Source organism: Arenibacter algicola (genome assembly GCF_000733925.1).
Taxonomy (GTDB): Bacteria; Bacteroidota; Bacteroidia; order Flavobacteriales; family Flavobacteriaceae; genus Arenibacter; species Arenibacter algicola.
This window is the reverse complement of record NZ_JPOO01000001.1, coordinates 364037-389748: the sequence shown is the minus strand read 5'-3', so window position 1 is coordinate 389748 and position 25712 is coordinate 364037. Positions and strand designations below refer to the sequence as shown.

At 40.5% G+C, this 25712-nt stretch carries 23 protein-coding genes; 8 read left to right on the top strand and 15 right to left on the bottom strand.

From position 1 onward, the window contains the following. Positions 1-23: 23 nt before the first annotated feature. Entirely contained in the window at positions 24-1145 is a 1122-nt protein-coding gene (locus tag U735_RS0101665; RefSeq protein WP_031442163.1) for a T9SS type B sorting domain-containing protein, read from the top strand. Between the two features lie 88 nt (positions 1146-1233). On the opposite strand, the gene U735_RS0101660 is transcribed toward U735_RS0101665, so the two are convergent. Continuing rightward, positions 1234-1872: a bifunctional 4-hydroxy-2-oxoglutarate aldolase/2-dehydro-3-deoxy-phosphogluconate aldolase gene (locus U735_RS0101660; RefSeq protein WP_031442162.1), complete on the bottom strand. Its 639-nt coding sequence runs from the start codon at positions 1870-1872 to the stop codon at positions 1234-1236. Then, positions 1862-2815, bottom strand: coding sequence for a 2-dehydro-3-deoxygalactonokinase (locus U735_RS0101655; RefSeq protein ID WP_031442161.1), 954 nt, complete (start codon positions 2813-2815; stop codon positions 1862-1864). Before U735_RS0101655 ends, U735_RS0101660 begins: the two co-directional genes overlap by 11 nt. A 330-nt stretch (positions 2816-3145) precedes the next feature. On the opposite strand from U735_RS0101655, the gene U735_RS0101650 reads away from it, so the two are divergent. After that, positions 3146-3529 (top strand): LytTR family DNA-binding domain-containing protein, encoded by a 384-nt coding sequence (locus U735_RS0101650; RefSeq protein ID WP_051891822.1) that lies wholly within the window; start codon positions 3146-3148, stop codon positions 3527-3529. Between the two features lie 333 nt (positions 3530-3862). Here the strand turns inward: U735_RS0101650 and U735_RS0101645 are convergent, their stop codons facing one another. From U735_RS0101645 to U735_RS0101635, 3 genes are all read right to left on the bottom strand, one after another. Next, the gene (locus U735_RS0101645) at positions 3863-5179 is read right to left on the bottom strand and encodes an IS110 family RNA-guided transposase (RefSeq protein WP_031442159.1); all 1317 of its coding nucleotides are present in this window, start codon (positions 5177-5179) and stop codon (positions 3863-3865) included. Between the two features lie 289 nt (positions 5180-5468). Continuing rightward, positions 5469-6716: an OmpP1/FadL family transporter gene (locus tag U735_RS0101640; RefSeq protein ID WP_103104000.1), complete on the bottom strand. Its 1248-nt coding sequence runs from the start codon at positions 6714-6716 to the stop codon at positions 5469-5471. Then, entirely contained in the window at positions 6709-8028 is a 1320-nt protein-coding gene (locus U735_RS0101635) for a DUF4270 family protein (protein WP_031442157.1), read from the bottom strand. Before U735_RS0101635 ends, U735_RS0101640 begins: the two co-directional genes overlap by 8 nt. Before the next feature lie 267 nt (positions 8029-8295). Between U735_RS0101635 and U735_RS0101630 the strand changes: the two genes are divergently transcribed. From U735_RS0101630 to U735_RS0101615, 4 genes are all read left to right on the top strand, one after another. Beyond that, positions 8296-9264 carry a Kelch repeat-containing protein gene (locus U735_RS0101630; RefSeq protein ID WP_371514384.1) on the top strand — a complete coding sequence of 323 codons (969 nt, stop codon included), beginning with the start codon at positions 8296-8298 and terminating at the stop codon, positions 9262-9264. A 78-nt stretch (positions 9265-9342) separates the two neighbouring features. Then, positions 9343-9687: a DUF4907 domain-containing protein gene (locus tag U735_RS0101625; RefSeq protein WP_051891821.1), complete on the top strand. Its 345-nt coding sequence runs from the start codon at positions 9343-9345 to the stop codon at positions 9685-9687. Between the two features lie 8 nt (positions 9688-9695). Continuing rightward, complete coding sequence (locus U735_RS0101620; RefSeq protein ID WP_031442154.1) at positions 9696-10757, top strand: sensor histidine kinase; 1062 nt, start codon at positions 9696-9698, stop codon at positions 10755-10757. Further along, entirely contained in the window at positions 10738-11463 is a 726-nt protein-coding gene (locus U735_RS0101615; protein WP_031442153.1) for a LytR/AlgR family response regulator transcription factor, read from the top strand. Before U735_RS0101620 ends, U735_RS0101615 begins: the two co-directional genes overlap by 20 nt. Positions 11464-11513: 50 nt before the next feature. Here the strand turns inward: U735_RS0101615 and U735_RS0101610 are convergent, their stop codons facing one another. The 8 genes from U735_RS0101610 to U735_RS0101570 all read right to left on the bottom strand — a co-directional run bounded on the left by U735_RS0101610 (position 11514) and on the right by U735_RS0101570 (position 18850). Continuing rightward, positions 11514-13094, bottom strand: a complete 1581-nt coding sequence (locus tag U735_RS0101610; protein ID WP_031442152.1) for a sulfatase family protein — start codon at positions 13092-13094, stop codon at positions 11514-11516. Between the two features lie 420 nt (positions 13095-13514). Then, entirely contained in the window at positions 13515-14279 is a 765-nt protein-coding gene (locus U735_RS0101605; protein WP_031442151.1) for a hypothetical protein, read from the bottom strand. A 5-nt stretch (positions 14280-14284) separates the two neighbouring features. Further along, positions 14285-14977: an SCO family protein gene (locus U735_RS0101600; protein WP_031442150.1), complete on the bottom strand. Its 693-nt coding sequence runs from the start codon at positions 14975-14977 to the stop codon at positions 14285-14287. Further along, entirely contained in the window at positions 14955-15554 is a 600-nt protein-coding gene (locus U735_RS0101595) for a toxin-antitoxin system YwqK family antitoxin (protein ID WP_031442149.1), read from the bottom strand. The genes U735_RS0101600 and U735_RS0101595 overlap by 23 nt, the downstream gene beginning before the upstream one ends. 9 nt (positions 15555-15563) lie before the next feature. Then, positions 15564-16328 (bottom strand): YHYH protein, encoded by a 765-nt coding sequence (locus U735_RS0101590; RefSeq protein ID WP_051891820.1) that lies wholly within the window; start codon positions 16326-16328, stop codon positions 15564-15566. Positions 16329-16779: 451 nt separating this feature from the next. Beyond that, positions 16780-17433 (bottom strand): hypothetical protein, encoded by a 654-nt coding sequence (locus U735_RS0101580; protein ID WP_034248195.1) that lies wholly within the window; start codon positions 17431-17433, stop codon positions 16780-16782. Between the two features lie 95 nt (positions 17434-17528). Then, a complete protein-coding gene (locus tag U735_RS0101575) occupies positions 17529-18527 on the bottom strand; it encodes a YHYH protein (RefSeq protein WP_031442146.1) in 999 nt (332 codons plus the stop codon). Between the two features lie 35 nt (positions 18528-18562). Next, a complete protein-coding gene (locus U735_RS0101570; protein ID WP_031442145.1) occupies positions 18563-18850 on the bottom strand; it encodes an EF-hand domain-containing protein in 288 nt (95 codons plus the stop codon). A gap of 191 nt (positions 18851-19041) precedes the next feature. Between U735_RS0101570 and U735_RS0101565 the strand changes: the two genes are divergently transcribed. Both U735_RS0101565 and U735_RS0101560 read left to right on the top strand, forming a co-directional pair. Next, positions 19042-20073: a sensor histidine kinase gene (locus U735_RS0101565; protein WP_031442144.1), complete on the top strand. Its 1032-nt coding sequence runs from the start codon at positions 19042-19044 to the stop codon at positions 20071-20073. Further along, positions 20060-20737: a LytR/AlgR family response regulator transcription factor gene (locus tag U735_RS0101560; RefSeq protein WP_031442143.1), complete on the top strand. Its 678-nt coding sequence runs from the start codon at positions 20060-20062 to the stop codon at positions 20735-20737. Before U735_RS0101565 ends, U735_RS0101560 begins: the two co-directional genes overlap by 14 nt. An 88-nt stretch (positions 20738-20825) precedes the next feature. Here the strand turns inward: U735_RS0101560 and U735_RS0101555 are convergent, their stop codons facing one another. Together U735_RS0101555 and U735_RS0101550 are read right to left on the bottom strand one after the other, a co-directional pair. Further along, positions 20826-23084 (bottom strand): ligand-binding sensor domain-containing protein, encoded by a 2259-nt coding sequence (locus tag U735_RS0101555; protein ID WP_034247954.1) that lies wholly within the window; start codon positions 23082-23084, stop codon positions 20826-20828. A 186-nt stretch (positions 23085-23270) separates the two neighbouring features. After that, the gene (locus U735_RS0101550) at positions 23271-25031 is read right to left on the bottom strand and encodes a PQQ-dependent sugar dehydrogenase (protein WP_034247952.1); all 1761 of its coding nucleotides are present in this window, start codon (positions 25029-25031) and stop codon (positions 23271-23273) included. Positions 25032-25712 lie beyond the last annotated feature (681 nt).

Here is a 25712-nt window from a genome sequence, read left to right as displayed (position 1 = left end):
TTGTATAGCCTGAACGATGTAGAATGCGAAAACAACTGCTTTACTTATCCATAGCCTTAAGTGGAATACTCTCCCATGCACAGTTGGAATGCCCAACAATGATAAGTCCCCCCAACGGTTCCCTAAACATTAGTTCCCCTACAATTATTTCGTGGTCGGAAACCCCTTCTGCATCGGGCTACCTTTTAACTCTAGGAAGCTCCCCTACTGCTGATGATATCCTGAGCAAAACAATATATATGGTAAATTATAGCGAAGAAATCATTTTTCCAAACAATGCTACTATCTATGTCACCATTACTCCTTTCAACGATATGGAAATTGCCAGCGGCTGCCCAAAGTGGTCCTTTAGCACCCCTCAGGAATGTGACTTTTATATAAATCCAAAAAAGGATATATCGGTATGTTATACCGAAAACGTAGGGACCAATGAAATTTTTGTAGATTTTGCTAGTATTGAACGGGAACTTATAGGTGCACAGGAAGATCTTTTGTTAACCTATTATGATTTGATAGGTAATGCCATTGATCTCAACCAACTTTTGCCAAACCCAAACTCGAGCCCATATACCCTTCTGGTTAAAGCTTCGGATACCAATGGCTGCTTAAAAGAGACAATATTTAGCCTTAGGTTGGTAAAGCCTCCAATAGTTGAAGTACTGGAGGACATTACCGTTTGTGAAAGTTTTGCGCTACCAGTACATAGTACCAACAACCGTTATTTTACCGGACCCAACGGCACAGGCAGCGAACTCCAAGCTGGCAGTAGAGTTACCAACAGTCAGCTCATTTATATTTTAAACCAGGTTGGTTCCTGCATGGAACAATCCAGTTTTAGAATTAACATTGACCCTTTAGTTTGTGCTGGACAGGCCAGCGCAAAGCAATACCCAAAATTCTTCACGCCTAATGGAGATGGCATTAATGACTTTTGGCAACTTAATAGGTCCATATTAAATATTACGGAAAAGTCACCAGTATTTATTTATGACCGCTATGGAAAATTAGCACGAATGTTGGAATTTGACAGCCAGGGCTGGGACGGCAGCTACGAAGGATCACCAATGCCCTCATCGGATTATTGGTTCTTTGTGAATTTGGGCAACAATAAGTCCTTAAGCGGACACTTCAGCTTAAAACGATAAAAATATGGCCATCCATTTACCTCATTAATAAATGACCATCATTTCATTTTCCTAAAGATTCTTTTTTAATCGCGATATTCATTGATGTCTAGCGCCCAATTTCAGCCTTTATCTTGATAAAATGCTCGGTTAGCCCGTCAAAATCCCTATCTTCAATAAGCTTTTTATCAAAGAGCGAACTGCCCATGCCTACCCCCACAACACCGGCCTCAAAAAAGGATTTGATATTTTCCAAAGAAACCCCACCAGTAGGTAAAACTTTAATATCGTTAAGTGGAGCCGCAATGTCCTTTATATATTGAACCCCAAGCTGGGAGGCCGGGAATATTTTTACGGCCGATGCCCCTAAACTCCATGCCTTATATATTTCCGTAGGAGAGTAAGCTCCTGGAAAAATGGGTATCTCTTGGGCTACGGCAGTTTTAATAACGACCTCATCAATGATCGGGGTCACAATAAACTGGGCTCCGGCAGCAACGGCCATTTCATAATCCTGCAGATTGCAGACCGTACCAGCACCCACATTGAGCTGTTGAAATTCGTTTCGCAACATGAATATCATTTGGGCAGCTCCGGGAGTATTCATGGTTATTTCTATGGTGTGCAGGCCTGCCCGTAGATACGCCTTGGCAATATCCCGCATAACGTCCATTGACACTCCTCTTACAATACCCACGATGGGGGCCCTATTGTAGAGCTCCCAAGAAAATGATTCTTTATTTAACATGTGCTTCCAAAATTTTTCGCTGGCCAACCAATAGGGCCGTTTCTATAATCTGCGGCTCAAAACAAACTATTCGGGCCTCCTCCAGAAACGATCTCAAAGCCAATTGGTACAATTCGTTTTGTATACCAGTTACCGCAAGGTATACCGTTTCCTTGCTATCTTTCAAATGGGACAACTCAGCTCCGATCAGCAATCCGGATAGAAAATAATAGTTTTCAGAACTGGAGGATTTATGTATCAAACTATTTGCCCTAATGGAAAAAAGGGATGCCATCTGTTGGTTGTCCACTCCTTTTTTAACACCTTTCAAAAAAATATCCTTAAATAATGGGCTCCATGGCACTTCCTCCAGGGAGGCGGACAAAATGCTTTGCTTCCCAATAACCTCAAATAATTCCCCGGTCATATAGGTAGTGAAATCCATAAATTGCCCATCGTTAAATTGGATGTGTTTACTATGTGTTCCGGGCAACAAAAGTATCCCCCTTCCACTCTTAGGTAGGTAATCCGAAAGCCCTATGGCCTGGATTTCCTCCCCCCGCATTACATCACTATTGGTTCTAGCCCCTGAAATTAAAAGGAGGTCCAAATCCTTACCCATAGGAATCCAATTACTAATCAGATCTTCCCCAGAAAATGCAATGGGCAATTTGCAATACTCCAATTCCTGCATGCCTATGGAAGAAGACAGCATTCCTGAAGACACCAAATAAGGCTTTCCAACTGCCTGCAAATCCAACTTCTCCAACTGTGCCAACAAATAATTGGAAAAAAAGGCTTGCTGGGATAGCTCCTTTTGCTGTTTGTATAACTGATAACATTTTTTAATCCCCAAGTCGCTCCTAGTTTCCGAAAGGATCTTTAAGGAATGTGTTTCCACCAAACGGAGTCTAAAATTGGAGGTGCCCCAATCGCAACTGATAAACTTTTCGGGTAGCCCCATATTTATTATAATGCTTTAATTATTCTTTATTTAGTCAGATTATGGTAAAGCGCAATAGTTGTACAAGCCTCTTCAACATTGCTGATTTTTATTCCCCTATGGGCCTGTAAATATTAAAATGAAATCAGGAATTGATCCATAGATTCCACTATTTCCGAAAAATACGTTAATTATTTTCATCTTTAAAATATATCTCTAAAGCGAAACACATATTGGCACAATTTCCCTGCTTACTTCTTGAGGTCTGGATTACACCATTTTAGATTTCCTCCAAAATACTTGTAACACAAAAAAATTGACAGGATAGTCCCTTTGCCAAATAAATCATCTATGAAACAGGGAAAGCTGCTAATAAATCAATATAAGCTATATGAGGAAGAGGTCAAGAACAATATAACTCCGAGCATTACAGAAAGTTATATACAATTGCCATATGCCATAGTGAATATATTGATTGCCAAAAACAACTGTGAAGCCTCCCAAAAGGAAGAAGAGAGGGTCAAGGCCATCCTAACCTTAATGAACCTCAAAGGCTTGGAGGAGGAACTTCCAAAAGATAAATTTATGCGCGTACATCGCTCTTTTATAGTTTCCTTACAGGCCATAGATGTTATAGAACGCAGTCAGATCATAATCGGAAACCAGCGTATTACGGTTTCGGAAAATTATAAACCTCATTTTTTTGACTACATTGCCAAAAATAGCCTGGATTGATTTTTTACTTTGAAATCTTCACTGAAGAAACCCCAATTCCAGTTTTCCCAAAGAATAACATTTAACTCCGGTGTAAGTTCTAGACCCTAGAAGAAACCAGGTATAGGGTGAGAGCATCAAACATAAACCCCGCCAAAGAAAGCGGGGTTCGTTCTGCCATAACTATTCCGTGTTATAATTCATTCTGTCCTGCCAGTAGTTAAGGTAGGTTCAGCTTTGAATGAAATTCAAATAACTGATTATCAATTAATCAAAGTTACTGTTTCTGTCTCCTCGAGCCTGCCATGTCGGCCAGACAGGCAGGCTACCATTGACGTCTATCATAGAAAACTGTTAATCAGCACTTTGTATTTTCAATGGAGTTATCCCCAACCCTAGTTCTTGTGCCATTCTTGTTACCGCCCTTTGTTTGTTCAAGAGCATTTTCTCTTGGTATTTTTGGATACCGTTCTCCACATACTCCAGTCCCTTTACAAACAATTTCCAGTACAGTTCGGCCAATTTCCTGGCCACTGCCTTTATGGCCACCAATCCTCCCTTTTTGGCCCGTATCTTTCTGCCGAAAGCGCCCAATGCAATGTGCTTGCTGTTGAGCAGGCCTACTGCTGCCTGTTTGAAGATCAGACCTGCCCTTGGGACTCCCTTGGGTTTGTAATTGCGTTTCATTTTTCCCGAATTGTGTTGTTTTGGGGCAAGTCCCAACCAAGAGGTGAAATGTTTTTCCGATTTCCATTTCCCAAGATCGGTGCCCACCTCCGACAGCAGTTGCATCCAGTTATAATCCGTAATTCCGGGCAGGACGGTAGCATCCTTTCCCTCAAAGATCCCCAACAAGTGTCCTCCCATATTCTCTATATCCGGTCTATTGTGACGGATTGCTTTTCTTGTTCCCTTGGACCTTGGCTTTGGTGTACCGTCCAGGTCCATCTTCTTCAACACCTCTTCCAGCTTTATGTCGCACATGGCAATTTGTTCCCCATAGAAATCATAACAGGCCACGGCTTGGCCCAGTTCGAACAATGCGGCTTCCGAATAATGCCCCTTTAATGATCTTATCACCCATTCCTTTTTTGTTTTAAGTATCCTTTGATCACATAGCAATGCCAGTTTTTCGGCATTCCTTTCGCCTGATAGGATAGCGCGGACAATCCGCATCCCACTTGTCCCGTGGATCTGGCTTATTACTTCCTTCAGCCGGATATTCATCAGTATCAATGCCTTTTGCATATGGCCGATGTGCATCGCACCACTACGGATGTGGTCCTCGCGAAGGCGTTGATAGGCTCGCAGTTCCTGTACCCGGATATCGGGCACGAAACATTTGTTCAGCAGCCCATAACTATGTAATTGCTGTATCCATTGGCAATCCTTTACGTCGGTCTTTCTGCCGGGAACCTGTTTGGTGCCCGCTCCATCGACCAGCCAAACATCCAGACCTTGGGACACCAGTATATCGTACAAAATGACCCAATAGACGCCCGTAGCCTCCATGGCCACAGTTTCTATGCCATGGGCCACCAGATAAACGCCCAGAGCCTCCAGGTCCTGGGTAAAGGTATCGAAGCTTTTTACAGGCAGGTCCTCGATACTCACATACACTTTTTTTGCCCCAATGTCGATACCTGCAGCATGGGTTCTGATCTTTTTCATAGCTATATGATTATAAAACCAAATTGCCTTCAAAAAAAACAAGCTTGCAAGACTACCATACGGACATCAATTATAGAAATTGAGTACCAGATTCGCTTTCCAAATTTTTGAAAATCATGCTCGAACACAGGTAAATAACACTATTCCGACTACGATTATTTTGCAATTCGGTAGATTATGATCCAATTTACGTCATTATTACCGCTTGAAAAATAAAATTTCTTGGGTCTCGACCGGACAACATTACCATAAACAACACATTATCAATTTAAAATCCATCGAACACACGTTAATCGGTTTTTCGCTTCTTAAACCACAAGTCTTCCAAGCTTAAATTAAGGGTAAGTACATGGTAATTTTCCTTGACGAGTATATTTTCTATTTGTCCGCTGGACCCATAGGAATAGGATAAATTGAGCATGGAATTATTACCCCGGCCAATAGGCAAACCAATACCGGCGGTAAAATTATAGCCATTTATTTTTTCATCGTTGATGGACAAATACCCAGTGTCGTAATTGAAACCAGTCCTATATCGAATACGCTGGTTAAATTTATAACTGGCAGCATTTTTTACGAATTCCAAACCCACCGCATAGATATCCTGATCAACGTATGTCCCTATATTCTCGGTCTGTCCTGTATCACTCCAGTAATTCTTTTTATAATCGGCGTTTAGGGTAAAGGATTTTAGAAAATTGGTACTTAAACCCACCCCCAGTTCCAATGGCATATTAAAATCGGCAACAGTATCACTTTCATCCTCTTCCACGTCTATTTCAACCCCATCAAGACTTTTAATTACAGATCGCCTTACACTACCCTTTAGACTGGTTGGAAGTTGGACCGTACTTCCAATAGTGATTTTATTTGTTAGGTCATATTGCAGTCCAAGACCTACACGCGCGCCACTGTAATTGGTATCCTCCGTAGAGACCAGGGCACTGCCGTAAACCTGAAAGGATTCTTCCTCCTCAATCTTCCCAAATAACAAGGAGAAACTGGCTCCAAACCTCAAATTATCAGTAATTCCATATCCTAGGCTGAACTTAAAATCGCTCATTCCTCCAAGACCGTTTACGTTACTTTCAAAGGATTCTTCAGATCCCTCAATATTGGTTTTTACCCCAACCAGGGTATACCCAACGTCGGTATATGGAACTAGGGCTATTCCCGCTCCTAGTCTGTCCATTATCCTGAAGGCAAGGGCCAAATTTGAAAAATTGAACGTAGTTTTTGCCTCATCATTTATCCTATTGCTATAACTGTTATGCTTTCCCCTTATCCCGACATCATAAAAAAATGAATTCTGGGGTGTCAAGGCAAAATTGGCAGGATTCAAATTATTTATTTCTGTGTCGGATTTCAACCCTATTCCGGAATATCCCATGCCATTGGTGCGGCCAATACTGGTCTGGTTTATTACACCGAGACCATATAGGGAATAAGGTGAACTTGTGAGCCCCTCGGATTGGCTCAAAACAGGAATTGCGGATAAAAACGTTAGAAATAGGGCAAATAAAGGTAATTTATTCATCTTCATCATATATTGCATAGGTAAGTTCCAATTTTACACCTTGGTCAGTGCCCTCTTTTCCCATTAATACAAAACGGTCTACAGTGCTGTTGTAATTCTCTGGCAAAAGAATAAATGCATAGTCGGCATCCCTTTCTGTGGACAATATTCCTTCTATATAGGTAGTTAGGGGTATTTCATAATAAATGTCATTGAATTCCTGACCATCGCGGTTTAAAGTGGCTTGTACCGCTGCATTATCCGTTCCCAGCAATTGCTCCGTTAAATCGTTGTTTTGATCTACTATATAAAGCGCTAGGTTGTCCCTTAGAGCCAGTTCATCACTATAGGATCCCAAAACCGGTTTTATTTTAAGAACAGCATTCAACAAGGTGCCCTGTCCCGGAATATCGAAAAGCGTTTTTAGATTCGTAAATTCTATTTTGGTGGTGTATCCAATACCGGACTGCACAAAACTTTGGTTATCCGATTCGGAACTATTGAGAAGAACTTCCTTATCTGTTAGTGTCTCCAAATATTCGTTGGTTTCAACTACGGACATCTGATTAAAGAAAGGTATTGGACTGCTGGTCGTGTTTATGGTAAAATCTGCGGTAAATTGTGTTCGACTTTCCTCTCCGGGAATACTATAATACATTCGCATTACACTTGTAGAAAAATCAAACCCTATTATGGACCCATCGTCGTCTTCGCCCGGTTGAAAGGTTAGCCCATGAAAGTAATCCTTAAATTCCTCCGTGTTGGTAATATCCTTTTGTTGTAATTGATCAAAAATACCGAGCCCTAAAGTGTCGCTTAATTTTATAACTAGAGAATCGGTTTCAAGGGGCCTTGGAGTGTAGGTTATGGAACCTAAATCCTCATCGGAATATGCCACCTTGCTGGTATTGTAAAAATTGCTCCCATCCTCCGGCTCTAGTAGCTCACTTAACTCCTTAATATGGATGGTGTTGCTTTTAAGGGTGTCATTATAATAGTAAGCGTCATATTTAAGAAAGAAGCCGATACTGTCATATTCGGCTTCCGAGTCAATAGAATAACTGTTGGGCAACAATTCCACATAGGTTGCACTTTTCACAGCCCCAAAAACTGGATCTATATATTTCCCTATCAACATACGGGTGGCTTGTGAAGTTACGAGGCTATCAAACTTCATGGTATAGGTTTCCACGTTCATAGTATCAATTTGTACAACCCGTATATTACTGTTCGTAAATGTCCCGCCAGCTACAAAATCGGAATCATTAATAGTATCATCGCTACATGAAACCATTAATGCCAGCAAAGCTATAAGTCCAAGGAGTTTTCTCATTCGTTCATTATTTGATACCAAAAGTAAATGCGTTTCCCTAGCCCGGAAACCCCAATAGACCAATCCACAAACTTATAAGACCAAATGGGGGATTTTAGCTATTAAATAGGCTCTACCATTGGTAGATAAAATAGCCGTTTTCATATGTTAAATAGGTGACTTTATCTATTTAAGTTTCAAACCCGAGGTTCGGCATCTAGTTTTGAAAAAAAAAAATAACTAATGAAATACATTTATAATATGAAGGAAAGGGTAAACCACATTAGAATGTTAACTATGGCTAGCTTAACACTTTGCTTAATGGCCAGTTGCTCTAGCGACGATGAGGATGAAGATCTAGGAAACTGGATAGACAAATCTGTATTTGATGGGAGTCCCCGTAGTGGCAGTGCCTATTTCACAATTGGAAACATTGGATATAGTGGTGTAGGTTATGATGGCGATGATTACCTAACCTCCTTTTGGGCCTATGATATGGATGGTGATTATTGGTCACAAAAAGCCGATTTCCCAGGAGCAGCAAGGAATGCCGCAGTAGGCTTTGCCATAAATGACAAGGGATATATAGGATCTGGTTATGATGGTCTTGACGAACTGTCGGATTTTTATTCTTACGACACAAGCACCAATACATGGACGGCAATCGCATCCTTCCCATCTACCCCAAGACGAAGTGCTATTGCATTTGGAATAAACGGCTATGGCTATTTTGGTACCGGTTTTGACGGTGACAACGATAGGAAGGATTTTTGGAAATACGACCCATCTACCGATAGCTGGTCCGAGTTAGTAGGCTTTGGTGGTGACAAAAGAAGGGCTGCAACCACCTTTACCATAGGTGAAACTGCATATATGGGAACCGGGGTTTCCAATGGTATTTATTTGAATGACTTTTGGGCTTTTGATTCCGCCACAGAAAGTTGGACACAGAAATTGGATCTTGACGAGGAAGACGATTATTCCATTGTTCGAAGCAATGCCTTAGGTTTTACTCTAAATGACTATGGATATATAGCCACAGGAACCTTTGGGGGAACCTTACAATCTATTTGGGAATATGATCCCAATACCGATACTTGGGAATCCAAAACAGATTTTGAAAGAACATCCAGACAGGATGCAGTGGTATTCTCCAATAACGTAAGGGCATTTATAGGTCTAGGCCGTACAGGTAGCCTCTATTTGGATGATTTGGAGGAATTTTTACCATATGACGAATACGACGACGAAGATTAGTGATTTTGATTATGTTTACTTATTAATTAGTAAAAAGAGCTATGCTGTTTGGCATAGCTCTTTTAAAATAAACGATAAATGAAAAGAATTTTAGTAGCATATATTTTGATTGCGGTCGTATTTGGACTTTTATTTTTGAACTTCACAGATTACACCTTTGGTTCAACAAAAAGCAAAAACCCGCTGCATTCCGAAACATTTAAGGTAGGGAATGGCTATGGATATCAAATAGCACTAGAGGACAAAGTACTTATTAGACAGGAGTATATTCCAATTTTAGAAGGAAAAAAGCCGTTTACATCAGCTGAAGATGCAGAGCGCACTGCCAATAGGGTTATCACCAAATTATTAAGAAAAGAGAGTCCAATCTTGACACTTTTAGAATTGAAGGAACTGCAAATTCCTGAATTTAACTCAAAATAAAGCAGCGCATGGCTTTTGACAAGAAAAATATACCACAATGGCTTGTTCACACCCTATTATGGTCCACACTATCCATTTTGCTGTTTTTTCCTTTCCTATCAGAGTCTAGGACAATTCCATACGGCTTAGGTGCAAAATTACTTTTGGCCATAGCACTCTTCTACCTCAATTATTATTATCTGGCACCAAAATTATTACTAAAGGATCGTATGTGGACCTATATTGGCCTATCTGTTCTACTGTTACTGGCCACAGGTATCTTGTCCAATTTAGTCCATCCGCCTATGGGACCCGACGACCTTCCCAGACGGGCGGCCCGTATGCGCCCATTTACGGATAATGGCCCTGGAGCTTTTCGTTTTTTATTGATGACGACCATTATTTTCGCCGTTCCCTATATTTTTGGAACAATGTTAAAGGTGTATACGGAATGGCAAAAAAACGAAGATCTCCGTAAATTGGTGGAGAAAGAAAAAATACAGTCAGAACTTCAATTTTTAAAGACCCAATTAAACCCGCATTTTCTTTTTAATTCATTAAATACTATCTATTCCCTTTCGGTAAAACAATCTCCCGATACCTCCGAAGCGGTAATCAATTTATCCGAACTTATGCGGTATATGCTCTACGAGGCGGACAAAAGACTAGTGCCCCTTGCCAAGGAATTGGAATACATTAAAAGTTACGTGGCTTTACAGCGGCTGCGACTTTCCAACAGTGAGGATGTGTCCCTAAAAATATCCGGTGAGGAAAGGGGAAAATTTGTCCCACCACTTTTATTTATCTCCTTTATTGAAAACGCATTTAAATATGGCACCGATTACAATGGAAAAACCTTTGTGAAAATAAACCTTTCCATAAATAATGAGTCTATACATCTACAGGTAACGAACATAATTGGAACTTTTAAAGCCCAATCGAAAAGTAGCGGAGTAGGCCTCGAAAACGTAAAAAACAGATTAAACTATTTGTATCCCCATGCCCATGTATTGCTTATAGCGGATGATGGAAAGACCTATGAGGTAAATTTAACCTTAAATTTCAAGAACTATGAATTGCATAATAATTGATGACGAGCCTTTGGCTATAGATGTATTGACAGACTATTGCAAAAAAATAGACTTTACCGATGTAGTAGGCACTTATACCAATCCTTTGGATGCCATAACAGTTATTAAGGAAAAAAAAGTTGATTTAATTTTTTGTGATATTGAAATGCCCCAAATAAGTGGTCTGGAATTTATAAACGCTTTGGAAAACCGGCCATTATTTGTTTTTACTACAGCCTATACCCAATATGCCGTGGAAGGTTTTGAACTTAACGCAGTTGATTACTTGGTTAAGCCGATTCCCTATCATAGATTTATAAAGGCCATCTCAAGAACCAAAGAAATTTTGGCCCAAAAGGTAAAACCAACGGAAGCCAATATTTTTCCTTCCTTTGGGGGAAGCAACGATAACCAAAAATTTATTTTTGTAAAATCCGAACACGAGAATATCAAAATAAATTTGGATGATATAGAATACATTCAAGGTCTCAAAGATTATTTAAAAATTCATATTGCAGGTACCAATAAGACCATCTTGACACTTTTGAGCTTCAAGGATCTTATGGAAAAACTACCCCATTACCAGTTTATAAGAGTGCACAAATCTTTCGTCGTCAACGTTAATGTGATCAAGACCATACAAAGGAACCGAATTGTAATCAACGATACCCGTATTCCCATCGGAGAAAGTCATAAGACCCAATTCTTTGCTTTTTTGGGCTTATAACTTATCAAACTTTTAATAGCCATTAGGTGGTCTGAATAACTGGAATTCTACTAATCATTCCAATGGTCAGCAATGATTTGATGAATTTCCTCATTACCTTCATCAAGATCGCCTAGCATTTTACGCTGTCTAAGAATTTCGGCTTTCATTTCGGAAATAACATCCTGATAATCTGAATCGGCATATGCATTATAAAGTTCATTGGGATCCTCTTCCAGGTCAAAGAATTCCCAGTATTTTTCAGGCTGCTCCTCTTTGCTGTACCCATTTACCTTAAGTCCGTTGCCATAATAAAAGGCAAGCTTGTAGCGCTCTCCCCTAATCCCAAAATGGCCTGGCCTGTCTTTGCTGTGGTCCCAGTACCTATAGTAGCCATGCTTTCGCCAATCTGCCGGGGTATTACCTTTTAGGTTTTCCCGAAAACTATGGCCTTGCATAGTTTCAGGATAATCTATGCCAGCATAATCTGCAAAGAGGGCCGAGAAATCGGCATTTTCTATGATATCGGCATTTCGGGTACCAGCTGGAATCTCTTTTGGGTACCGTATTACAAAGGGCATGTGAATAGATTCCTCATAAATTAAACGCTTGTCGAACCAACCGTGCTCCCCTAAGAAATAACCCTGATCGGCGGTATATATAACTATGGTGTTTTCTGCCAATCCAGACTTTTCCAAATAATCCAACAATCTGCCAATATTGTCATCAATGGCAGCTCCACAGCGCATAAAATCCTTTACAAATTTTTGATAGGTCTTCATCCGCGCCTTATCAGCGCTCAAGCCTTCCACAGAGAAGGGCAGTTCCGGATAGGCCATATAATCCTTTCTCAATTCCGGATCGGCAGTGGCATCCAAATAGCGTTTTTGTAGGTTGTCTATAGATTGCCCCTTAAAGACGCGACCGGTAGTTTCAGCTCCTTGATCATAAAAAGAATCGGGTACAGGAATTTCCTCATCCCGATATAGATTACTAAAGCGTTCCGGGTAATCATAGGGTTCGTGGGTAGCCTTAAAATGGCACATGGCCATAAAGGGTTTGGATTTGTCCCTATTTTCTATCCATTCCATGGTTTTATCGGCAATGATATCGGTACTGAAACCTTCCACTACCTTACCGCCTCCGTAGTAATCCTCCCAGTTGTCGGCAGTTTTTAATCTTGGGTTCCAATAATCTCCCTGCCCAGGCAGTACGGCATAATAATCAAACCCTGCCGGCTCTTGTTTTAAATGCCACTTCCCGATTACGGAGGTAGCATAACCGCCTTTTTGCAGTTCCTTCGCTATATTGTTATGACTCGGGGATAAACCAGCCCCTAGGGTCGTGACCCCATTAACGTGACTATACTGTCCGGTTAGGATCGTTGCCCTACTGGGAGTGCAAATGGAATTGGACACCAAACAATTCTCCAAAACACAGCCTTCGGCTGCCAACCGTTTTATATTGGGATTGTGCACATAATCTTTTAAAATTCCACCGTAAATACCCCAGGCCTGTGCGGTATGATCATCTGACATTATAAAAAGAATATTAGGTCTTTCCGTACTGACCACTTTTTTATCTTCTGTCTTATTCTTACAACTGGTGATGGTTAATAATGCTAAGCCTAGAACAGTTACAAAGAATTTCATTTTCATCATGTTTTATTAGTTTTAAAACTTAAATTCCGTAAAATTAACTTTTAAAACCAAAAGATAGCTTTTAGCACTAATTTATGATATAATTAAGCTGTTTTTGATGTCCATGTTCTGGAAAGTTTTAAGCCATCTGAACTTCATTCCGAGAACGAATGCAAGGATCAAATTTGTAAAATGCCATGGGTCCTTTTTAAATGTCTTCTTGATTTTTCCGAATTCGCATCAAAATGTATAAAAAAAGGGAGAAACGACCTCCCTTTTAAATCTAACTAAACTAACCAAGGGGAGTAAACCCCTATACTGTAAATAGGATTGTCACCTACCAAATATTCGCACTCTGGATTCCTTAAGCTTTCCGTACTGTATGGAGGTAATTATATCATCCACCTCTGACTGGTCAACAAAGAGGCACTACTATAAATTTTCTGAAGGATACCCCAGCTCCTGTCGTAATTTTAGGCCCATGACCTGAGTCCTATTCCTTAATTTTTTGGCCTGGGTCAAAAGGTTTTCAGTTTGCAGCAATCTATCCACCAAGGCGTTCTGATATTCCTTTGTATTAAGTAATGTGTAATAATTGGAGACTCTTCCAAAGTCTCTAATTTTATTGTACTTAGGGTTTTCCTGTGGCAGTATATCTACCAAGGCAAGATGCTTTTCCAATACAGGCTGTAAGTGATTGACGACTATATCGTTGATCTTTGCGTCTGTTATCTTAAATTCCGCAATTTCCGTGGGGTAATTGGCGATAAGGGTTTTTAAAGAATCGCTTTCTATAATCTCAAATTTAGAAGTACTTATAACCGAATTTAAGGCTCCATCCAACAAGACCATTGGCGCATAATTAATGTGCACTATAGTATCCTTGGCCCCTCTTGTAATTTTTTCGGGAGCAAGGCCAACATAGTTTAAGGCAGCTTCCAATCTGTTAACATTATTGGAGTACTTGATAATGCCCTCATTAAGAACTTTCAAATTGGTGTTCAATTCTTCATACAAACTGTGATAGATCTTCATCTCCACTATCCGGTTTTTCCTGATTTCATTTAAATCGTTGATTTTCCATGCGATCAAAATACCAATAACGATCAGGAATATTTCTCCAAAAGCGTAGAGCAGATAGCTTTTGAATTTTCCGGAAAATATGAAGCCCCGTCGAATTTTTGCAAATAAACGCATAGCAACTACTCCAATTTTAAAGCTTTGATATCCGTAATGAGCTGGGCTATGGAAGCCCTGTTCAACCCATTATAAATACCTCTAATATGCTTGTTTTTATCTATAAGCAAAAAGTTTTCCGTGTGTAAAAAGTCGTTTATATCCTTTGGTACTCCCAAATCATTTTCCACAAAATATTGATTTCTTCCCAAATTGTAAATTTCCGTTTTGTCTCCCGTAACCAAATGCCATTTATTATCCTTTACCCCATTTTTTTCGGCATAGTTTTTAAGTACCGGAACCGAATCTATTGAGGGGGTTACCGAATGCGATAGCAACAATATTTCCGGATCATCCTTAAATGCTTCCTGTACTTTTGCCATATTCCCGGTCATCTTTAAGCATATACCGGGACATGTGGTAAAGAAGAAATCCGCTATATAGATCCTTTCATCAAAAGTCGTTTGGGAAACAGTATCCCCTAGTTGATTCAGCAGTTGAAAATCCGGGATTTTATGGAAATTTTTTTCCTCATCGCTATTGGGCGTTATCCAATATGGCGTAAAGGATTCATCTCTGTAGTAGGGAAGGTATTCCACCCTACTGGTCTCCACCACTTCAACGGTCTCCTTTTTTACTTGATTTTTGCAACTAACAAGAAGCGCCAACAAACAAAATAAAACTACCCCAATCTTCCTAATCCCTAACAACAACTTCATCTTCTAATTTATAACATGAATTAGCCCTAAGCATCCCAAAAATGCGTCCGTTTTTGGCCTCATAATTAACATATAAGGTCCCGTTCGGCAACCAGGCCTTTTGCAAGCCTTCTTCCTTCCCTTCCACCAATTGCCTTATTTTAGACAATTGCCCGGTAGCATACCATTGCTTTTCCTCACCTTGCTTTAAACCATTTACGTAATTGGATTCTTCCGCCAGTACCCCATTTTCCCACCAGCTTTTATACACCCCTACCAACTTGTTTTGATGATAGGTAGATTCTACCCTAAGCACTCCATTTTCGGACCAACTTCTTGCCACACCTTCCCTTTTACCATTTACAAACCCCAATCTTTCGGCCAAGGTATCATTGGCGTGAAATTTCAGCGAATAGCCATTGTAAGCCTGGTTTTTATAATACCATTTGCCTTCTATTTGATTAAGGACCAAATCTTTTTTTGACACCTCAACAGAATTGATTGCCACAGACTTTCCCCCTTCACGAATACCGCTAGGTGCCTGCTTACAATTTAACAGAAAGAAAGCCGTAAAGAACAATAGGATTAATGGTCGCATAATTTCCTTTTAATATCCTTGATATGGACCGGCAAAAGCCAGATAAGATCCTGTCGTTGAATACAATTCATTAATGATGTGGTAATGATACTCCTCCTCACCATCGGTATACTGGGTTGCAGTTGTGTGTCCTCCAGAAGCATCCAAATCTGTTGGGTAGGTCCCTGTGGAAGTACACTTTCTGCCGTAAAGAAAAACCCCGTCCAAGAGTATCCCCACCAGTTTCTCATCGTCATCGGTGAAAGCCTTTGGCTCCAAGTGATAATGATAAACCCCAGGGCCTATATGGGCTCCAGTCCAATCCAAACTAGCAGCTGCTTGGTTTAATGAACCTCCCCCTTCTTGATCATTGAAAATGGAAGCCCCACTTACTGCTATGCCAATAGTGTTCAATTGTGTAGATACGGTACTTCCCGTTAAATTAGGGGTTGCATCCACTATAATTGTAGTAGCATTGTTGTTACTGGACATGATACTTGGGGTTCTATCAACATCTGGCTCCTCCTTATATAATGCATTTCCCTCTCCCCAATACACCGTTTCATGATCGGGCAAACCCGTTGTTTCTATTACGACATTGGATCCTTCCAAATAAATGGTGGTAGCTTCTGAATTAAAGGCTGCAAAGGCGGCATGTAATTCTGTTACTTCGGCTTCTTCAATTTCTTCGTCACTGGCACTATCCGCACTACAAGCAATTAGAGAGCTTATTAACAAGACCGGAACCATTGCCAATGCCATAATTCTTTTTTTTATTTTCACTTCTTTTTTCATATCCTTTAATTTAATGTGATGTTTTTAACTTTTACATAGGTTATGCAATGTCAAATCTAATTCATCCGTTAAGTGCAAAATCCTTAATTCCATGAACTACAGCTGCTATTAAGCCTATAATATATATGAATCGGTAAACCAATTTTAACTTTAAGGGTTAAGGGCTATTTTACAGGATTGATCATTTTATAAATAACCAAAGCGGCTAAGACAATTACCATACATGAAACAATAAAAGCCCACCAGAGATTGGGTTCATTACCCGCAATCTTGAAATGGCCCCATATGTTATCCCATAGCTCCATTGGTTATATTTCTTTTTTTAGATTGAATTTCAATTACTTTGATTACAATGTGATTTGTTATTCACTCGTATTTCAACTTGGTGACAATAATTCTACTACATTTAAATACCACTAAAGCCAATTAGTTGTACCGCACAATTTTTGGGTCATCGAACTATGGTAAGTGGCACTTTTTTAGGCCTATTAAATAAATATCCTACCCCTAACAAAACCAGCCCTAAAATCAAAATAACTGCAATTCCAAATAAAATAACCCCTATACTGGATGAAAAAAAGCTAGCCTCATTTTGGCCTACTTCTACAAATTCATTTCCGACTACCTCCAATGACAGGGTGTGTTCATTCGCATTATTTAATACAAAACGATCTTTGCCAAATCCTTCCTTTAAAAAAACCAGGGCGCTTTGATTTTGGTGAATATCCTTAAAGGCACTGTTTCTAACAAGAACCGAATTTATCTCCGAGGGAATGCCGAAGACCTCGAAAACCACCATGGTTTCATGTCCAAGTTTTACGGCCCCATTTCCGAAAGAAATATCCTCTTCCCCATTGAAGCTGATCCGAAGGTTGTTCTTAATATGCTCCAACACCATTTGTCGAAACTCCTCTGGAGTTTGATAAGGTGTTTCTGCAAAATGTGTTCGTATTTCCTGTTGAAAAGCGGTCAATGATGCACTTATCTGTAATACCCAACCATTACCTTCCTTTTCTACGAGCATGGTAGTAGAAACATTGGGATTATGGGCAAAACTGGCCACTGAAAACCCAAACACAACAAGCAGTAACATATATTTTTTCATCTGTTTATATTTTTGTTCAAAAGGGCATATGGAATAAGCCAAAACCCCATCGATTTGCATACTTATTTGGTCATGGCTTATTCCTAGCTGTATTGTCAATTGACGTAAGCACCCTTTAAACCATTTATAAAATTGTTATTCCCTGCAGCGTCTACATGGTAATGATATCCTCTAGTATCATCCGTATGCCCCCGTAATTCATCCAGGTCGGAAGGACTATCGCCATGGGCATCTTCCAAAGCAAATATTCCAAATCCGTCCAAGGCATATCCTATCAAAGCTGCATGCCCATCGTCTTGTACTATTTGTGTACCAAATCCTGTAGCAGCATGGTAGTGATAGCCCTGATGTACATTAATATGCCCCCCAGCGTCATCAAAAGGAGCGAGAGTGTAGGCCCCAAGTATATTATCCACAGGTGCCGGAGCAGAAAATTCTATGCCGTTCAAAGCTACTCCACGAGTCGAAGGCGCCGTATTGCCTGCTCCCGGAGGTCCTCCTCCTGCAGTAGTAAACAAAGTGGGACTAGTCTGTATTACCGGTCTTACTGGTATAACCCAGGTCTGACTTAAATCGGTAATATAGGAAGGAAGGCATTCTACGCAGAAGTTCTCATATTCGGCGCCTACATTGGGGTTAGCGGCATTCTCACAATCTTCTTCCGTATCGGTTACATAAATATCTCCATTGGCATCGTACATCAGCCAATTGGTATCATTGTAAAATGTCGCCAAATTCTCAACAAAGGCACCATCCACATCATAAACTTCCCCGCCTTCCAGCCATATACCTCCTGCTTCCTCACCGTCTGCGATGTGGTCCGGGCACCAAGGGCCCATTTCGTGATCTGTTGCCAAACTAGAGGTAACAATTTGATAGCAATCCGTTTGGGTGCCGTCTGAAAGTGTACAAGGTACGGTAGTAATCGTGACCGACCCATCTGCTGTATAAAAGTAGGATGGATCAACATTTACAACAGCAGAATCATCTATAGTTTCGCTATCATCCGTAGTATCAGCACTATCATTGCTGCAGTTTAGGCAGGACATGAGGAGCACGGTACCTACAAGAAAATATGGGAATTTATTGGTCATAGCTTCAATTTTATATTTACACTTAAGTTTTCTACCTATTCACGTTTACGTCCTTTAGGCTTTGGTGCTTTCTCCAACTCTTCTTTAGAGATGTAGCCATCCTCATCGGTATCTATCGTGTCAAAATCATCTTTAATAGGGCCCTTTAATTCCTCTTTGGATAATTTACCGTCCTCATCCTTGTCCATTTCCTTAAAAATTTGGTCTACGGATGGTGGTTCTTTTTGTCCTTTACCCCCTTGGGATTGCGCACTAAGGTTAGCGCTAAAAAATAAGGTTACCATTGCTGTTAACACTGCTGATTTTAATACCATTTTTTTCATTGTTATTGTTTTTTAAATTCATTCTTTGGACTACAAAGGTGGCCCGTGGTTTAATACCAAATGGCCAGTTTCAATGAAGCACTGGAGGTTTTAAGCGTATGAGGTGTTAGCTTCAGTGAACTACATATTCAGAAAGGTTTGGATGGCCAATTTTTGCAGTGCGATGAAAATTAATTCCTTTAATTTGTACCATGGACAGAACTAAACGATTTCTTTTTCACACTGTATTATGGCTAGCCGTTTGGCTTATGGCCTGGTTACTAATGACAGATGATGCAGGCTTTGCAAAAAAAAACACACCGTCCTTTCTTTTACAAATTGTGGTCATAGCCGTTTTGATCTATTACACAGCTCCAGCACTTTTGTTCAAAAAAAAGTATGTGCCCTTTATATTGATCTCTTTGGCCCTGATCGTTTTCTGTGCCGCCATTATTTCCGAACCTGTTTTGGGACTATTTTCAGGTCAGCCACCACGTGAGGCAGGTCCACCACGCCCTATGCGCCCCAGGGTACCGCCCCAGTTTTTGATCCATTTTTTGATAATGTCCATTGCCTATGTGCTGGCCACCTTTGTAGAGACATTTTTGTTTGCCCAAAAGAAGGAAGAAGAAACCATTAGGAACAAAAATGAAAATTTGCAGACCGAACTAAAACTGCTGAAATCGCAGATCAACCCACATTTCCTTTTCAATTCCCTGAACAATATTTATGCCCTTTCGGTTACCAATTCGGAGAAGACCCAACAGGGAATCAGTACCCTATCCAATATGTTACGCTATGTTTTGTACGAATGTGAACAGGCTTATGTACCCATAGGAAAGGAGGTAGCTTATATAAAGGACTATCTGGCCATGTACGTCCTAAAAAGCAGTAAAACCTATCCCATACACACAGAATTTCAAATAAAAAACGATACTGTACAGGTGGCCCCTATGCTTTTTATTCCGTTTGTTGAAAATGCCCTAAAACACGGTAATCTAGAAAAGATAACAGATGCCTTTTTAAAAATAAGTATCTTCTCCGATGACAGGAAAATCCATTTTGAAATTGAAAACAGCATTCCCAAAGAGTCTATGCAAAAGGACAAAATGGGAGGAATAGGCCTCGAAAACGTAAAGAAAAGATTGGAAATTCTATATCCTAAAAAGCATAGCTTAAAGCTCCAAAAAGAATTAACTACTTTTAAAGTTCAACTACACATAGATCTGAATGGGAAGCATTAAATGTTTGATTGTAGACGACGAGGAATTGGCACGAAGCCTCCTTAAAACCTATATTGCCAAAGTGAATTTTTTGGAATTGGTGGCCGATTTCGAAAACCCCTTGGACTCCATCAAAGTACTTAAGGAAAAAAAAATAGACCTCCTTCTATTGGATATACAAATGCCCGAAATAAAAGGTACCGATTTTGCCAAAATGATTCCACCCGGCACACAGGTCATCTTTACCACGGCATACTCCGAATACGCCCTGGAAGGGTTTGAACTAAATGCCATAGATTATCTTTTAAAGCCAATTACCTTTGAACGCTTTTTAAAGGCGGTCAACAAAATTAAAACAGAAACTAATCAGGAAACCACAGAGGATTCAATAGTTGTTAAATCTGGCTATGACCTACATAAAATAAAGTTTGATAGCATTCTATACATAGAAAGTGATAGTGAATATGTCATTTATCACACTCCTCAAGGTAAGATTATGAGCAACCAGAGCCTTAGCGCCTTGGAGAAAAAGCTCCCGGTACAAAGTTTCATGAGGGTACATAGATCATATATCGTTAACAAGGCAAAAGTAAACGCTTTAAAGGGCAGGGATTTATTGATTGAAAAAGCGATCATACCCGTAAGTGCCAGTTATTATGAGCTTGTAAAAAAGAATCTTTTTTAAAGACTAAAACAAACAAATGGCAGCTCTTGGGGCTGTAAGCTTCGCACATTGACTGGGCTATAGCAAATGCATTGAATAGCTTAAAGTTTTACTTTTCCGCGGATATCAAGTTTAAATATCGCCCCATCCAGTAGGGCAACAACCAGTATACAGGTTCTTTTTCCTGGGACGGATCACCGCTAACCGCAACATAAGGGTTTTGATCCCATCGCATAGTTCGGTACTCACTTGGTGGGCGTAAGGCCGTTTGCAGCTCTTCAAGAATAGGCTTCCGAACTACCTTAAGGTCTTCCCTTTGGGCATTGTCCACATACCAGTCTACCAAGTCCAAGGGGGCATCCTTTAAAAAGGCAATGGAATTATCCAGTTCCTCATCTCCCCCTGTTAGAAAATTGTAAGTAAAATTGATCATGGGGCTCTTTGCCTTTTTATGTTTATTGAACCATTGCTCCAAATGGTCGTGATACTCCCTCTTCAATTCAGGATCATCTTCATAATTTATTAGGGTCGGATACATGTATAGGGACAAAAAAATATCAAAATATGTCTCCCAGGAAGGATTGGTATTATGCAAGGTTTTTGCATTTTCCAAATACCCCTCTTCCTTGATCAATTTCAAATATTCCTTTTGATACTTTTCTTTTTTGGTAATGTGATGGGTAAACTTTAAGAACGCCAGCAACTCCAAAGAGTTCAATGCCCTTTCCGGAGCCCAGTCGGGATTATGGTTCAAGATATTCGGGGACCATACGCCCCATTTGGTATGGGTCCCGTCAACATCTACCAAGTTGAAGTCGTTTTCTATGAGATGGTCCATAATTTTACTAAAATGATCCGCTACCCGCTTTTTTTCCTTGGCATCGGCCACCAAGTTATAGTAACAATAATAGCCGAATAAATGGCCCGAAATCTCATCGCTACTGGTGTCGCCCTTCCATTTCCACTTACCGTCCTTGGAAACATGCCAACGCTTTTCCACCGGTTTTTGTCTTGGGTTTTCAATTATTGCCTCGGCCAATTCGCGTTCGGTATAAGTGCGGTTCATATCATGGGATTGCTCCCAGGAAACTGGAATTATAGTTCTGGCAAAAAAACCATCTTCCCCGGTTACTTCCCTTAAAAAATGTAAGAAATCGAATGCTTTTTTGGCCCTTTCCTTAGCCTCCAGATTTTTGGTTGTTGCATACCTAAAGGATTCCATGGCCAGATAATTGGATGTAAACTCCCCATCATTATCATCGTCCTCCGGTTGTATGGTTGTAGTATCGCCCGGTACCACTAATTTGGAACGGGCTATTATCCATGGTTCCCGGACATGGCGCCGTATCAATTTATCATAAAAATAGTCTGCCTTGTCTTCAAGGGTCATCTTCCGGTTCTTTATGGCACTAACTCCATTGGCAGTCGCAACCCATGCATTTCCCTGCTGGTCAAAAGCGATATCGTTCACCGCATCATCTACCAACCAGCGCTTGCCCAATCTAACGGAATACTCTTTTTCTCCCGGGATAAATCGTGTTATGCCGTATTGGGTACCTACCCACATCCTACCGTCCGGTCCTCTTGCCACAGCGGTTACATTAGCATTGGTAATCCCATCCTCAGGCCGTTTTTCCCCAATTTTTGCGGTTTTGTTTCTAATGGAAATACCCCCCAGGCCCCCTATCCACATATTTCCATCCTGGTCAAAATCCATTCCCCTAACATAGGCACTGATCAGATCCACGTTTGCTTGATATGCCGTAGTTTTTTCATCCTTACAGTAATACAGGCCCACGTCCGTACCTATCCAAAGTCCCCCATTATTATCAGACAGTACCGCACGAATACTTCTCGCTGTTTTATATTCTTTTTTCGACCATTTACTGTCTTTATACAGCCATATTCCATGTGGCCCAAGGGCATAAAAACCTTCTTTTGCCGATAGCAGTTTGGCAATAGGCGGCTTAGGACCTTCCATTTTTTGGATATCCCCGGAGCGACTCCTATAAACTCCGTTCCAAGTGGCCATCCATACATCTTGCTCTTTATCAATTTCTACGTCATAGGCCGGACCCTGATTGTTCCCACTAATAACTAACTTCCATTCCCTGGAATCGACTTCCTTTTGATAAATGCCATTTTTGGTGGCAATCCAGATGTTGCCCGCCAAATCGGGTTTTATGGCCCTAACGTTATTGGTGTCTTCACTGTTTTCGGCAACAATAAATGCCTCGTGATATTCTTGAACAAAAGGCTCATCTACATAAATTGTATTAAGCTTTGCTATTGGTTTGGCTTCGGCATCTTTGGTTTGGCCAATGCACAAAATAGGAATAAGATATAGAAAGGGTACTAATTTTTTCATTTTCGGTGGTTGATTTGTTTGAGGTCTAAATTTAATCCATACCAAGGATATATGCCTCCATCAACTTTAATTCTTTGATCTATGGTCCCTGAAAAACGTATTGTATAATATGTCTGGACACAAACTCCATTCATCTTTCCTTCCTACCCCCAACTCATATCATCTACATTAAAAACATTTAGAAATCTAAATGCCACTTTCCTGTTTTTTCTTCTTGGCGAAGTACCTGCCCTGCTTCACATAGTAGGACCCAACAGGTGGGGAATTATCCCCAAATTCCTTTCTTATGTACGTCAAAATCTGGGCAATTTCCTCATCTTCCAAATAATCTACCGCTGGCATTACACCGTCAAAGGCCTTGCCATTCACTTCTATGGGCCCACTTAATCCGCTCAACACAACGTCTATAAGTCTTTGTTGATCCCCTTTGACCCATTCTGAACCGGCGATCGGCGGAAACCTACTACCGTCTCCCATACCATTGGCCATATGACAGGCTCCACAGTATTTGTTATATAATACAGCTCCCGCTTCTGCCCTAAGTGGCGTAAGATCATCCTTAGTTTCATCCGGAGTTTTGATATGCGGTAAGTTTTTGAGTTTTTCCATTTTCGAAAGTTGGTCTTTTCCAAAACTCTTCTTGTCCCCTTTGTACATTACCCGCCAAATTTTACCGTGCTCACTTTCGCTGATATACAATGAACCATCCGGTCCCATGGCAATACCCATAGGCCTATATCCTGCATCGTCCGTATCAACAATTTTATCGACCTGTGTAAAACCATCGGCAAATACTTCCCACTCGCCAGCTTGTCCATTTTTAAATGGGACAAAAGCAATAAAATAGCCGGCTTGAGGAAAAGGAGCCCTGATAGTAGAGCCGTGAAAGGCGATAAAAGCACCATTTTTATAATGCTCAGGGAATTGATCACCTTGATAAAAATGCAGGTCATTGGGTGCCCAATGACCTGGAAAACCAATTATGGGCTGCTCGTATTTAGCCCCATCACCTTCCTTTTTGCCATCACCTCCATATTCTGGATTAAGCAATTTTTTGCCCTGCATATGATCGTAATAGTAGTAAGGCCAACCAGCATTGGTCCCCTCTTCGACCTTGAGAAACTCTTCCGAAGGTAGCATAGCACTTTGCCATGGGGAGTAGTATTCCGGCCAGTTACGGTTCAGGTTGTCCCTTCCATGTTGCAAGGCATATAAGGTATTATCGTAAGGGTTCCAATCCATCCCAACAACACTCCTAATACCTGTAGCATAGTGATAGCCGTCCTTTTGCGTCTGGCCAGGCTTATCTGCGTCAAATTGCCATATCCCGGCGTGCCACTCCAACTCAGGACATGGATCCTGCCCCAATGCCCCTGGCATTCTATTCTGTTCTTTTGACTGGCACACATCTCCTGGAGAACCAAAGGGAACATACATATGACCGTCACCATCAAAAGTCAATGGTTTGGCAATATGGGAATAGCCATAAGGGGAATTTTGATAGTCATCCGTAAGCATGACCTCAGGTTCACCTTCAGGTACCAACTTGCCCCTGGTCAGCTTTTGCCTATATACCGTACTTGCTGTACTGTAGTACAAGTAATCCTTATAGATGCGCATCCCTGTAGCGTAATAACCGCGCTGATCAAATACCCCAAACCGTTCAATTTGGTCGGCTTTTCCGTCATTATCAGTATCGCGCAGACCAATATTCTCGCCTTCCGGATGGGCAAATCGCATTTTTATATATACATCGCCATTGTCATTAACCGCAAGATGGCGGGCAGGCCCTATACTGTCTACCACCACTACCGCCTCAAAACCTTCAGGAAGTAGCAATCCGCCATTATCAGGGTCTCCAGGTGGCAAACTCTTCGTGCATTGCATCATAATGCCCGAAAACAATAAGATAATCAAGATGTTATATATACGGAGGAGAACTGCCATTTCTTTATATTTCCTATTCGGTGCCAAGAAAGTAAAATCTATTATTGAGCATAATTAAAATAACATGGACTAATTGATGATCAATGTGCTTTTTTGTTGCCATAAAGAGTAACATTTAATCTTTTATCTTAATTACAAATAACTGATTCCGATACCGAACAACCCCTCCTAAGCTAATCAAATTTGTTTAAATAATTAAGTGACCTTTAATTATTTTTAGTGGCTACTGCAATTCTCAATATCCATTTAAGGAAAATTCCAAACCACCAAGAACATTTTTAACCCCCTTGCGGAAAACCGCAAGGGATTGTCTTTTTATAAATTTAGGTTTGTCCATGAAATGCCATAATGGAATACTGGTTTATGAAAAAGGCAATGTTCCATTGAGGCAAAATGAATCACATCTTAAACACATACTGGCCAGCTTGCCGAAAAGGTATTCGGGGGAACTATCCAATTTGGCAGGCAAGGCCTTTAATGTAGATCCGTGTAGCATATAAGTGCTTAATTGGCAATTAAATTATGGCCGAAAACATTATTGCGACTAATTGTCCCTTTGTGCCGTTTACATAGCTACTATAGACCTAACTGTGAATTCCAGGTAGGTTTCATACAAACCAAACCACTTGTATGGTATCTGTGAACCGAGATTGACTTTCCTTTATTTTTATAACTTTGGGG